The 12,480-nt window shown below is 70.1% G+C and carries 10 protein-coding genes; 2 read left to right on the forward strand and 8 right to left on the reverse strand.

All coding sequences use genetic code 11. The features are described 5' to 3' along the window. The gene (locus FJM51_RS03710; protein WP_210240201.1) at window positions 1-411 is read right to left on the reverse strand and encodes an ACT domain-containing protein; all 411 of its coding nucleotides are present in this window, start codon (window positions 409-411) and stop codon (window positions 1-3) included. Window positions 412-560: 149 nt separating this feature from the next. Between FJM51_RS03710 and FJM51_RS03715 the strand changes: the two genes are divergently transcribed. Continuing rightward, window positions 561-1,697, forward strand: coding sequence for a pyridoxal phosphate-dependent aminotransferase (locus FJM51_RS03715; RefSeq protein WP_140452763.1), 1,137 nt, complete (start codon window positions 561-563; stop codon window positions 1,695-1,697). On the opposite strand, the gene FJM51_RS03720 is transcribed toward FJM51_RS03715, so the two are convergent. The 4 genes from FJM51_RS03720 to FJM51_RS03735 form a co-directional block, all read right to left on the reverse strand. Further along, on the reverse strand, window positions 1,683-2,750 hold the full coding sequence (locus FJM51_RS03720; protein ID WP_140452764.1) for an LLM class flavin-dependent oxidoreductase: 1,068 nt from the start codon (window positions 2,748-2,750) through the stop codon (window positions 1,683-1,685). The genes FJM51_RS03715 and FJM51_RS03720 overlap by 15 nt on opposite strands. 155 nt (window positions 2,751-2,905) lie before the next feature. After that, window positions 2,906-4,210: an HlyD family type I secretion periplasmic adaptor subunit gene (locus FJM51_RS03725; RefSeq protein WP_181164434.1), complete on the reverse strand. Its 1,305-nt coding sequence runs from the start codon at window positions 4,208-4,210 to the stop codon at window positions 2,906-2,908. Beyond that, complete coding sequence (locus FJM51_RS03730) at window positions 4,207-5,943, reverse strand: type I secretion system permease/ATPase (RefSeq protein ID WP_140452766.1); 1,737 nt, start codon at window positions 5,941-5,943, stop codon at window positions 4,207-4,209. Before FJM51_RS03730 ends, FJM51_RS03725 begins: the two co-directional genes overlap by 4 nt. Before the next feature lie 334 nt (window positions 5,944-6,277). Beyond that, window positions 6,278-7,972, reverse strand: coding sequence for an ABC transporter substrate-binding protein (locus FJM51_RS03735; RefSeq protein ID WP_140452767.1), 1,695 nt, complete (start codon window positions 7,970-7,972; stop codon window positions 6,278-6,280). A gap of 322 nt (window positions 7,973-8,294) precedes the next feature. Here FJM51_RS03735 and miaA point away from each other — a divergent pair, with 322 nt between their 5' ends. Continuing rightward, on the forward strand, window positions 8,295-9,206 hold the full coding sequence (gene miaA, locus FJM51_RS03740) for a tRNA (adenosine(37)-N6)-dimethylallyltransferase MiaA (protein ID WP_306419411.1): 912 nt from the start codon (window positions 8,295-8,297) through the stop codon (window positions 9,204-9,206). A 61-nt stretch (window positions 9,207-9,267) separates the two neighbouring features. Here the strand turns inward: miaA and hflX are convergent, their stop codons facing one another. The 3 genes from hflX to FJM51_RS03755 all read right to left on the reverse strand — a co-directional run bounded on the left by hflX (window position 9,268) and on the right by FJM51_RS03755 (window position 12,478). Continuing rightward, window positions 9,268-10,527 carry a GTPase HflX gene (gene hflX / locus FJM51_RS03745; RefSeq protein WP_233712960.1) on the reverse strand — a complete coding sequence of 420 codons (1,260 nt, stop codon included), beginning with the start codon at window positions 10,525-10,527 and terminating at the stop codon, window positions 9,268-9,270. A 13-nt stretch (window positions 10,528-10,540) separates the two neighbouring features. After that, on the reverse strand, window positions 10,541-10,777 hold the full coding sequence (gene hfq, locus FJM51_RS03750) for an RNA chaperone Hfq (protein WP_140452770.1): 237 nt from the start codon (window positions 10,775-10,777) through the stop codon (window positions 10,541-10,543). A 153-nt stretch (window positions 10,778-10,930) separates the two neighbouring features. Beyond that, window positions 10,931-12,478, reverse strand: coding sequence for a TrkH family potassium uptake protein (locus tag FJM51_RS03755; protein WP_140452771.1), 1,548 nt, complete (start codon window positions 12,476-12,478; stop codon window positions 10,931-10,933). Window positions 12,479-12,480 lie beyond the last annotated feature (2 nt).

Here is a 12,480-nt window from a genome sequence, read left to right on the forward strand (position 1 = left end):
TCAGCGCGCGGCCGCCTGCGTCGCGCGCAGCAGGGCGAGGGCGTGGCCGGCCATCTCGCGCGGCACGAAGACATGATCGTGGTGATAGGCCGCGATCATGTTGCAGGGGATCCCCGCCTCGGCGAGCGCCGTCGCGACGCCCGCCGTCAGCCCGACGCCGTCGAGGGCCGAGAAGACGGAGAGCATGATCCGCGTCATCGGCAGGCCGGTGTCGAAGCCGAAACGCGCCGCCTCCGTCTCGGTCAGGACCAGCGTGAACCCCTCCGCCTCGCGGAAGGTCGCGAGCGCGACGGGGGCGACGCGGGCGGCGAGATCGGGATCGCGCGTCACGCAGAAATGGTAGGTCTCCGGATCCGGGACCGGCGTCATCCTGGCCAGCATCTCGCGACGATCGCGCGTCAGGTCCGGCATCCGGGGCTCCTTCGGGGGCGGCGTGTGGCAGGCTATCGGAGCGCGGCCCCGCGCCGCAAGCCTCCGTTGCGCGGCGCCCGGCGCGCTGCCATAGATGTGGCCCCGTGACCGGAGGACCGACGGATGCCGGAGCCAGAGAAAGCCCCGCGATGCGCCTGACGCCGCTCGCCGCCAGCCTGCCCGCGAGCGTGCCCTTCGTCGGCCCCGAGGCCCAGGAGCGGGCGCGCGGCGCCACATTCCGCGCCCGGCTCGGCGCGAACGAGAGTGTGTTCGGCCCTTCGCCGAAGGCCATCGCCGCGATGCGCGAGGCCGCGGCGATGGCCTGGCGCTACGGCGATCCGGAGGCGCATGACCTGCGCGCCGCGATCGCCGCGCATCACGGCGTGGCGCCCGACAACGTCATGCCGGGGCAGGGGATCGACGGCTTGCTCGGCACTCTCGTCCGGCTGCTCGTCGCGCCCGGAACGCCGGTCGTGACCTCGCGCGGGGCCTATCCGACCTTCAACTACCATGTCACGGGATATGGCGGCGTGCTCCACATGGCGCCCTATCGCGACGACGCGGAGGATCCCGAGGCGCTCACGGCGCTCGCGCGCGAGACCGGGGCGCCGCTCGTCTATCTCGCCAATCCCGACAATCCGATGGGAAGCTGGCTTTCGGCCGGGCGGATCACCGAGATGATCGCGGCGCTGCCGGGCGACTGCCTGCTGATCCTCGACGAAGCCTACGCCGATTTCGCGCCCGAGGGATCGGTGCCCGCGCTCGATGTCGCGGACCCACGGGTGATCCGGATGCGCACCTTCTCGAAGGCGCACGGGCTCGCGGGGCTGCGCGTCGGCTACGCGCTGGGGCATCCGGAGATGATCGCGGCCTTCGACCGGGTGCGCGACCATTTCGGCCTCGGGATCGTCGCGCAGGCCGGCGCGCGCGCCGCGCTCGCGGATCGCGACTGGCTCGCCTCCGTGGTGGCGCGGGTGGGCGAGGCGCGGGCGCGCATCGGCGCGATCGCCGCGGAAAACGGGCTGCGCGCGCTGCCCTCCGCGACGAATTTCGTCGCGGTCGACTGCGGCCGCGACGGCGATTTCGCCCGCGCGGTGCTGCGCGGGCTGATCGAGCGCGGCGTCTTCGTCCGGATGCCCTTCGTCGCGCCGCAGGACCGCTGCGTCCGGATCAGCGCGGGAACGCCGGAGGATCTCGACGTCCTCGCGGAAGCGTTGCCCGAGGCGCTCCGGGCGGCGGGGGCGGCGGGGGGCGGCGGACCGAGGTCCGCCCTACGGGGCGCGTAGGGCGGACATCTGTCCGCCATCCCCCAGCGCCTTGCGCACCGCCGGCGCGACCCTGTCGCCGTAGAGTTCGATCGCCTTCATCAGGTCGCGATGCGGCACGAGGCCGATCGCCTGCTGGAGCAGGAAGCGGTCCATCCCGAAAACCTCGTGCGCGGCGAGGATCTTCTCGGTCACCTCCTGGGGCGAGCCGACGAAGAGCGCGCCGCGCGGGCTTCGCGCCGCCTCGAACTGGGCACGGCTCGTCGGCGGCCAGCCGCGCTCGCGCCCGATCCGGTCCATCACCGCCGCCTGCGGCCCGTAGAAGATGTCGCCCGCCGCCTGGCTGGTCTCGCCGACGAAGCCATGCACGTTGATCGAGGTCCGGAGCCGCGCGGGATCGGCCTCGGCCTGTTCCGCCGCCCGGCGGTAGAGATCGAAGAGCGGCGCGAAGCGCGCGGGCTCGCCGCCGATGATCGCGAGCGCCACCGGCAGGCCCAGCATCCCCGCCCGCGCCACCGATTGCGGCGTGCCGCCGACCGCGAGCCAGATCGGGATCGCGCCGTTCACCGGACGCGGATAGACGCCGCGGCCCTCGATCGCGGGCGTATGCTCGCCGCCGGGCCAGGTGACGAACTCGCCCTCGTTCAGCGCCATCAGGAGCGCGAGCTTCTCGGCGAAGAGCGTGTCGTAATCCTTCAGATCGTAGCCGAAGAGCGGGAAGGACTCGATGAAGGAGCCGCGCCCGGCCATGATCTCCGCCCGTCCGCCGCTGAGATTGTCGAGCGTCGCGAACTGCTGGAAGACCCGGACCGGATCGTCCGAGGAAAGCACGCTGACCGCGCTCGTGAGCCGGATCCGCTTCGTCGCCGCCGCCGCGGCGGCGAGTGCCACGGCGGGGGCGGAGACCGCGTAATCGGGCCGGTGATGCTCGCCGAGGCCGAAGACGTCGAGGCCGAGCTGATCGGCGAGGGTGATCTCCTCGATGAGGTTCCGCAGCCGCTCCGCCGGATCGACCCGGAGCCCGCTTGCCCGGTCGAAGCCGACGTCGCCGAATGTGTAGAGCCCGAGTTCCATCGCGCCGTCTCCTTCGTTTCCCCGGGAGATAGGCGCGCGAGCGCGCGGCGCCATGGCCGATCCGGGCAACAGTCCTTTTCCGGGGCGCGCGAACGGAAAGAGCCGCCGCGGAGGAAATTCCGCGACGGCTCCTTCCCCCTTCGCGGGGCGTGACGTCAGGTCTCCTGGAACGCCCGCGCGAAGTAATCGGTGAACGGCTTCACGAAGTAGCTGAGCGGGCTGCGCTCCGAGGTGCCGATGAAGGCCTCGACCGGCATGCCGGGCAGCAGCTTGCGGTTGGCGATCTTGTCGCGTTCGTGGTCGTCGATCTGGATGTCGGCGGTGTAGTAGCGCGTGCCGCGCGCCTTGTCCTCGACCGCGTCGGCCGAGATCGAGAGGATATGGCCCTTGAGCTCCGGGGTCGTGCGCGAATCGAAGGCCGAGAAGCGCAGGTTCGCTTCCTGCCCGACATGGACCTGATCGATCGCGGTCGGCAGCACATGGCCGCGCACGATCAGCGGCGCGTCCTTCGGCACGACGTACATGATCGGCTCGGCCGCCCGGATCACGCCGCGCAGCGTGTCCGCGGTGTTGCCGTAGATCACCCCGTCGACCGGCGCGCGCAGCCTGAGCTTCCCGATCTGCTCCTTCAGGTCGGTCCGCTTCTCGCGCAGCTCGATCTCGCGGAATTCGAGATCGCGCAGTTCCGAGATCGCCTCCTCCCGGGTCTTCGAGTCGATCTGCACCCGGTTGATCTCGAGCTCGGCGATCTTGCCGCGGTTCTCGGCGATATTCGCCTCGACCTGGCCGGCGGTGCCCTGGAGATCGGCCAGCGTGCGCTGCAGCGCCAGCAGCTTGCCGATCTCGGTCAGCCCCTTGTCGAGCAGGGTCTGCTGCTGCGTGACCTCCTGCTTGACGAGCCGGACCTGCTCGACATTCGCCGTCTGGACCGCGAGCAACCCGTCGATCTCCTTCTGGATCTGCTTCTGGCGCTCGGTGATCTGGTTGCTCTCGTCCTCGTTCAGCTTGCGCCGCGCCTCGAACTGCTGCTGCTGCGATTTCAGCAGCTCGGCGATCTTCGGGCTGTCCTTCGCCCGCGAGGCGATCTCGTCGTCATAGGTGATCGTGTCCTGCCCGTCGCGCTCGGCCGCGAGCCGGCCCTTGCGGGCGAGGATCTCGAACCACTGGCCCTCGACGATGCCGAGTTCGGTGATCATGCTGTCGCCCTCGAGCTCGACCAGCACGTCGCCCTTCCTCACCTCGTCGCCGTCGCGCACGTTCAGCGCCTCGATCACGCCGCCGTTCGGATGCTGCACCACCTGCCGGTTGCCCTCGACCTCGAGGCTGCCGCCGATCACGACCGCGCCCGAGATCTTCGCCACCGCCGCCCAGGCGCCGAGGCCGAAGACCATGACCGCGAGGACCACGTAGCCGCCGATCAGGAAGCGGCTCAGATGCCAGTTGGATTTCTTCTCGTTCATGCCTGCGCTCCCGCCTGCGCCGTGTTCTCGCCGATGCGCCCGGCCACCTGCGCGTAGTTGCGCACATGGGCCTTCAGCACCTCGTCGCGCGGCCCGAAGGCCTTGGCGACGCCACCGTCGATGATGAGGATCATGTCGCATTCGGCGATGCCCGCCGGACGGTGCGCCATGATCACCACGGCCTTGCCCTCGGCCTTGGCCTGGGCGATCGCCGCGTTCAGCGCGTCCTGCCCGGTGGCGTCGAGGTTGGAATTGGGCTCGTCGAGCACCATGATGACCGGATCGCCGTAGAAGGCGCGGGCGAGCCCGATCCGCTGCTTCTGCCCGCCCGAGAGCCGCGCGCCCCCGGCCGAGACCGGCGTGTCGTAGCCCTGCGGCAGGCCGAGGATCATCTCGTGCGCGCCGGCCTTCTTCGCGGCGGCCACGACCGCCTCGGCGTCGGGATGCTCCTGCATCCGGCCGATGTTCTCGGCCACCGTGCCGTCGAAGAGCACGACGTCCTGCGGCAGATAGCCGATGTAGGAGCCGAGCACGTCCGGGTCGTAATGCTCGAGCGCCGCGCCGTCGAGGCGCACCGCCCCCGAGGCCGGACGCCAGATGCCGGTCAGCACCCGCGCCAGCGTCGACTTGCCCGAGGCGGAGGCGCCGATCACGCCGAGCGCCTGGCCGGGACGGACGTGGAAATCGAGCATCCGGAGGCTCGCGCGCTGCTGTTCCGGCGGAAAGACGGTGATCTGGGAGCAGTCGAAGATCGCGCGCGGACGGGGCAGGGCGGTGCGCTGGTCCGTTTCCGGCGTGCTCTCGAGCAGCGCCTTGAGCGAGGCCCAGCCCTGGCGGGCGCGGGTGACGAGCGGCCAGCCGCCGATCGCCTGTTCGATCGGCGCCAGCGCGCGGCCGAGCAGGATCGAGCCCGCGATCATCGCACCCGCGCTCATCTCGCCGTGGATCACGAGCCAGGCGCCGAGGCCGAGGACGGAGGACTGCAGGAAGAAGCGGAAGGTCTTGGAGAAGGTCGAGAAGCCCGAGACCTTGTCGCCCGCGCTCAGCGTCGCGCTCAGCGCCTTGTCGCGCAGCTTCTGCCAGCGCGCGAGCACCGTGCCGCGCATGCCGAGCGCCTGGATCATCTCGCCCTGCTGGCGGATCGTCTCGGCGAAGGCGTCGCCCTGCAGGCTGCTGCGCACCGCCTCGAGTTCCGGCTTGCGCGTCAGCATCTGGTTCAGCAGCGTCACCGCGACGAGCACCAGCCCGCCCGCGATCGAGAGATAGCCGAGATAGGGATGGAAGGTGAAGATCGCGAGGATGTAGACCGGCGCCCAGGGCATGTCGAAGATCGCGAAGAGCACGGGCGAGCCGAGAAGCTTCTGCACCGATTCGAGATCCCTGAGCCCCGAGGAGGGCTTGGAACGCTCGGTCGAGAGCACCGAGCGGCGCAGCACCGCGTTGAACACCCGCCCGTCGAGCCGCGACTGCGCCATCGCGCCGATGCGCGAGGCGATGCGGCTGCGCGAATAGTCGAGCAGGCCCATGAAGGCGTAGAGCGCGGCGATCAGCACCGTGAGCGCGACCAGCGTCTCCTCCGACCGGCTCGGGATCACGCGGTCGTAGATCTGCAGCATGTAGAGCGGCCCGATCAGCTGGAGCACGTTCACGAAGAAACTGAAGACGGCCACGCTCACGAAAAGGGGCGTCATGCCCCTGAACGCCGCCCCCGGATTGTCCAACTCACCACGCATGCCAGCTCCTTCCGACGCGAGCCCCAGATCGGCCCGGCTGATAGTCCCGCGGGACGCACAAGGCAAAGCGGGATTTGGTTTCCGATTCATGACGAAAGCCCGGGAAGACCCGGAAATCGCTTCCTAAAGCTCTGCGATGGCGTAAACCCGCCGACCCTTCTTCCAGCCGTTTTCCCATGGAACCCTCGACGCTGGAATGCAAAAATATATCGTCGCCCCGGGATTACCGGGGCGCGCGGGAACGAAATCGCCAGCCCCGCCTGCCCGCGGAACCGGGTGAGATCCATTCTGCGGCAGGTTGCGAATCGAATCAAGGCCGCGCTTCACGGCGCCGTCATCGCTCCGGATCCTCGCCCGGGGCCAGCCAGACCTGTTCGAGATGCAACTCGAAGGTCGGATGCATCGCGAGGCCGCGCACGCGCCCCGTCATGTGGCGGAAGGTGTCGCGCCAGAAGGCCTGTACGAGCACGCCCGAATCGCGCAGCCGCGTCTCCATCTCGGCCATCAGCGGCCGGCGCGCCTCCGGATCGGCCAGCGCCAGCGCGCGGTCGAGCAGGGCGTCGAATTCCGGATCGGCGAAGCCGGTCTCGTTCCAGGGCGCGTCGGAGCGATAGGCGAGGGCGTAGGTCTGCGCGGCGAGCGGCCGGCCGATCCATTCCGTGGCCGAGAAGGGATAGCCGCGCCAGTCCCGCCAGAAGGCCGCGCCAGGCAGGATGACGCGGCGCACGCGCATGCCGGCGTCGCGCATCTGCGCGGCGACCGCGTCGCAGGTGTTGCGCGGCACATCGGCGTCGGAGGAGACGAGTTCGAATTCCGTCTCCGCCGCGCCGGCCTCGCGCAACATCGCGCGCGCGCGCGCCGGATCGGCCGGAATCGGCGGAATGGCCGCGTAATCGGGATGCATCGGCGCGACATGGTGGTTCTCGGCGACGATGCCGCGGTCCTGCTGGCCGAGTTCGAGCACCACGGCGTTGTCGACCGCGCGCTGGACGGCGTTGCGCGTGATTTGCACGGTGAAGGGCGGCTTTTCGACGTTCATCCGGACGCAGACGGTATTGGCGGTGCGCGCGTCGGCCCGGTTCAGCCCGGCGGCGTCGAAATCGGGCACATAGGCGGGCGTCGTCTCGTAATTCGCATCGATCTCGCCGGCCTCGAAGGCGGCGAGATCGCGCTCCGGATCGGTGCCGTGATCGACATAGTCGATCCCGTCGAGCGGCGCCGGGCCGAAGATCCGCGCGCCCCACCAGCCATTCGTGTCCGCGCGCCGGCTGAGCGCGGCCGAGACGCCGACATCGACGCGGTCGAGCACCCAGGGGCCGGTCCCGATCGGCGCCCGGATCAGGTCGCCGCCGGCGGCGTCGAAATCGCGATGCACGATCAGCGCGGGATAGTCGGAGAAACCCGGGATCAGCGTGATGTCGGGCCGGACCGGGCGCAGCCGCACGGTGAGCGCGTCGACGCGCTCGACCGCGCCCTCGATCAGCCCGGTGACCGCCACCTCGATCTCGTCCTCGATCTCGCGGCCCGCGCGCGTCGTGAGGATCCGCCGCGTCTCGACGCGCTTGGTCTCGGTCAGGCTCGCGATCCGGGCGGCCATCGAATTGCCCGGCACATGCGCCTCGGCCCAGCGGGAGAGATTGGCGATCACATCCTCGGCGGCGAAGGCGTCGCCATTGGTCCAGTAGACCTCCGGCCGGAGCCGCAGCAGGAATTCCGACGCGTCCGCGTTGACCTCCCAGCCTTCGAGCAGCCAGGGCACCAGCGCCGCGTCCGCGTCGTAGCGCACCAGCGTCTCGAGCGTGCCGCGCGCCAGATTGCCTTTCTCGGGCCAGTCGAAGAGCCGCGGATCCGCGATCGCCATCACCGACATCGAGATCCTGAGCCGGCCGCCCGGAACCGGCGCGGGCTCCGCCGCGCGGGCCGGCGCGCCCGCGAGCGAGCGCGCCAGCGGGGCCGCCAGGCCGAGCGCGGTGGCGCCGGCGAGGAAGTCGCGCCGCGTGAGCCGGCCGGCGCGATGGGAGCGGACCATTTTCGGGATCGCGGGGTGGACAAGAGCGGCGCGCGGAAGATGATCGTCCATGCCTCGGTGCCATGCTCGGGGGTGCGGTTCGCGGCATTGCAGACCGAAAAAAGCCTCCGGTCAATGGCAGGGTGTCAGATTCGGATAATGATGATTATGATGTATGCGCCGCCTCGACGATGCCGAAGCGCCATGCCGGTCATCACATGGGTCCGCTGATCCGCGGAGCAGTCAGCAGCCGGCCCCGGGTCGGTCCGGCCCGTTTCGCGCTTGAACCGCCACCACCGCGCCGGTTAGCCCTCGGCACGCGCCGCGACCAAGGATTTCCCCCGTGCCCGATCGTCTTTCGCCCGTTCTGATCGCCGGTCCGACCGCCAGCGGGAAATCCGAACTCGCGCTGCGCCTCGCCGAGCGGCTCGGCGGCGTGGTCGTCAACGCGGACGCGGCCCAGGTCTATGACTGCTGGCGCGTCCTGACCGCGCGGCCGTCACCCGAGGATCTCGCCCGCGCGCCGCATCTGCTCTACGGCCATGTGCCCGGCGCGACGCGCTATTCCGTCGGCGCCTGGCTGCGCGACCTCGCGCCGCTTCTCGCGGATCCGCCCGGCCGGCTGATCATCACCGGCGGCACCGGGCTCTATCTCTCCGCCCTGACCGAGGGTCTGGCCGAGATCCCGCCGATCCCCGAGAGGATCCGCGCCCTGTCTCAGCAACGGATCGACGCCGGCGCGGTCGCGGACCTTCTGGCCGATCTCGCGCGCGAGGATCCGGAAACCCATTCCCGGATCGATCGGGCCAACCCGGCCCGGATCCAGCGTGCCTGGGAGGTTCTGCGCGCCACCGGGCGCGGCATCGGCGCCTGGCACCGGGACACCGCGGCGCCGCTTCTCGATCCGGCGGCCTGTGTCCGTATCGTTCTGATGCCAGAAAGATCTCTGCTTGGCAAGAGGATAGAGCATCGTTTTCATCTGATGCTTGAACAAGGCGCGCTGGAGGAAGCCCGCGATTTCGCCGCGCGCGGCCTCGATCCCGCGCTGCCCGCCGCGCGCGTTCTCGGCGCGCCGGATCTGCTCGCGCATCTCCGGGGCGAGGTCACGCTCACGGAAGCCACGGCCTCGGCCGTCATCGGGACACGGCAATTCGCGAAGCGCCAGCGCAGCTGGTTTCGTGGCCGGATGGCGGATTGGCGCTGGATCGATCCCTTGGCCGAGGATCCGCTGGCGGCGATATGCAAATGCATATGAAACGGAGCCGCCCGTTTCCAGGCGGCCCCGCTGCGAATATGTCAATGCATATTCGGGCGCCCTACTCCGTATCGAGCGCGGCGTAGCGGTCGCGGTCGCGCTCGGTCCAGCGCACCTCGACCTCGTAGCCCTCCTCCGTCCGCCGCTCGGCGCGCACCAGCCTGTGGTCGAAGAGCCAGGCCCGGCGCCGGCCCTGGTCGAAGCCGAGCCGCAGCACGGCCTCCGAGGTCGGTCCGGCGAGTTCCTCCGCCACGACCTCGAGCAGGTCCGGCACCCCTTCCCCGGTCAGCGCCGAGATCACCCGCACGCGGGGATTGCGCGCGGCGATCTGGCGCGTGGGCTCCACCCGGCCCTCGGGCAGCGCGTCGACCTTGTTCCAGACCTCGATCATCCGCTCCCGCTCCGCCTCCGAGAGGCCGAGTTCGTCGAGCGTCGTCCGCACGCTGGCGGCCTGCGCCTCGCTCTCCTCGTGGGAGATGTCGCGGATGTGCAGGATCAGATCGGCGTCCAGCACCTCCTCCAGCGTGGCGCGGAAGGCCGCGACGAGCTGGTGCGGCAGGTCGGAGATGAAGCCGACCGTGTCCGAGAGGATCGCGCGGCGCCCGTCCGGCAGGTCGATCGCGCGCATCGTCGGATCGAGCGTCGCGAAGAGCATGTCCTTCGCGAGCACCGCCGATCCGGTCAGCCGGTTGAAGAGCGTCGATTTCCCGGCGTTGGTATAGCCGACCAGCGCCACCACCGGATAGTCGAGCCGCCGCCGCGCCGCGCGATGCTGGCCGCGCGTGCGCACGACCTTGGCGAGCTGCGCCTTGATCCGGGTGATGCGCTCGTCGATCGCGCGCCGGTCGGCCTCGATCTGCGTCTCGCCGGGGCCGCCGAGGAAGCCGTGGCCGCCGCGCTGGCGTTCGAGATGGGTCCAGCTGCGGACCAGCCGCGACTTCTGGTAGCTCAGATGCGCCAGTTCGACCTGGAGCACGCCCTCGCGCGTGCGGGCGCGGTCCCCGAAGATCTCGAGGATCAGCCCGGTGCGGTCGAGCACCTTGGCGTTCCAGGCCTTCTCGAGATTGCGCTGCTGCACCGGCGTCAGCGGCCCGTCGACGATGACGAGCCCCGCCTCGCGCTCCGCGACCGTCGCGCCGATCTCCTCGAGCTTCCCCGATCCGACCAGCGTGCCGGCGCGCGCCTTCGGCAGCGGCACGAGTTCCGCGCCGACCACCTCGAGATCGAGCGCCTCCGTCAGCGCCACGGCCTCGGCGAGCGCGCCCGCCGGATCGCGGGCCGCGGCGCCGTGGCGGAGGGGATGCAGGACAAGGGCGCGCATGCGCGCCACCGGATCAGTGATCGTCGGCCTCATAGAGCGTGATCGGCTGCGAGGGCATGACGGTCGAGATCGCGTGCTTGTAGACCAGCTGGGACTGCCCATCCCGGCGGAGAAGCACGCAGAAATTGTCGAACCACGTGATCACGCCCTGCAGCTTCACGCCGTTCATGAGGAAGATCGTGACCGGAACCTTGGCCTTGCGGATGTTGTTGAGAAAGGCGTCCTGGAGGTTCTGTTTGTCGGCAGCCATTTTTTTCAGCCTTCAGTTGTATGGCGGCGCGAAATCGGCTCGCGTCGTTGTTGTTGTTGCGGGGCAGTATGGTCGTGGGCCCCGGCCATTTCCAGAGCGCAAGGGCAATTTTTTGAATCCTCCCGCGACTGCGGCATTTTCGCCGCGCCCGGTTCAGCGCCGCCAGAAGGCCGGGTTCAGCAGCGCGACGACCACGAGCGTCTCCATCCGCCCGACGATCATCCCGAGCGAGAGAATCGCCAGCGCCGAATCGGGGAGCGCGGCGTAGCGGCCGGCCTCGCCCAGGGTCCCCGCGAGCGGTCCGGTCGTCGTGAGCGCCGCGATGGCGAAGGTGAGGCTTTCCTCGAATCCGAGGCCCGTGGCGGCGAGGCCGACCATCGCGACCGCGATCGCGATCAGGAAAAGCATGAGGAAAATGAAGGCGATGCGCGCGCCCGCCGGCGTGATCAGCCGCTCGCCCCGGCCCCGGCGCAGGACCGAGCTCGGGTGGGTCAGCAGGTCCATCTCCCGCAGGCCGTGGCGATAGAGCACGTAGAGCCGGAACAGTTTCACGCCGCCCGCCGTGGTCGCGATTCCGCCGCCCATCACCGCGAGCCCCATCAGGATCGTGCCGGGCTGCGGCAGGTTCGACCAGAGCTGCGAGGCGCGCCAGTCGGCGCTGACATAACCGGTGGTCGTGAGGAACGAGACGCTGGTGAAGAAGCCGCCCCAGAGGGCGCGAAGGGTGCCGGCGAGATCATGCTCGCGATCGATCTCCGCCGCGCCTGCGAAGGCGCGCAGATAGAGCACCAGCGTCACGCCGAGCACGCTGATCAGCATCAGCCGGAACTGCGGGTCGTCGAAGGTCGGCCAGCGGCGGTGGCGCAGGTGATAGTTGGTGATCCGGTGCGAGATCGCGGGCAGGAACAGGATCGCGACCAGGATCTCGCCCAGCCGCCCGGAGGGGGCGTCCTGCACGCCGCCGATCGGCGAGACGCCGCTGGTCGAGAGCGTGCCCATCGCGTGGCTGACCGCGACGAGCGGCGGATCGCCCGCGATCAGCAGCGCCATCGCGAGGAGGCCGGTCAGCCCGGCGTAGATCGGCCCGATCTCGGTCGAGAAGCGGACCAGACGGCGCGCCGCCTCGTCGATCGTGGCGGAGCGGTTGCCGACGCCCGCGGCCTCGGCGAATTCGAAGCCGCCGAGATTCATCGGCGCGAGGATCGCGAAGACCACGACCAGCGCCATGAACCCGCCCGCCCAGCCCGTCATCGCGCGCCACAGGTGCAGGGGCGCGGGCAGCAGTTCGGGCGCCCGGTCGAAGAGCGTCGCCCCGGTCGTGGTCAGGCAGGACAGCATCTCGAAATAGGCCGCGCCGATGGAGACGCCCGGCACGATCGCATTGACCGGCGTGGCGAGCACGAGCGGCAGCAGCGCGTAGACGAGAAAGAGCGTGACGAGGTGATAGCGCTCCGCGATCCGGGGCACGCGGTTCATCACCGCGAGGCCGAGGATGACCGAGAGAAAGGCGAAGAAGACGCCGTGGATCAGGAAGACCCGGGCGACGAGCCAGTCGCGTTCGCTCGCGCCGATCAGCGCGGGCACCAGCATCATCGCCGAGGCGAGCAGCATCACGCGGATGAAGCCGGGAAAGCGTCGGGGCGCGACGGCCTCGAGCCGCCGCGCGCGCTCCCTCAGGCGGCGCTTCCTCGCGGTGGCCATCG

Source organism: Amaricoccus solimangrovi (genome assembly GCF_006385685.1).
In the GTDB taxonomy this organism is placed as follows: domain Bacteria; phylum Pseudomonadota; class Alphaproteobacteria; order Rhodobacterales; family Rhodobacteraceae; genus Amaricoccus; species Amaricoccus solimangrovi.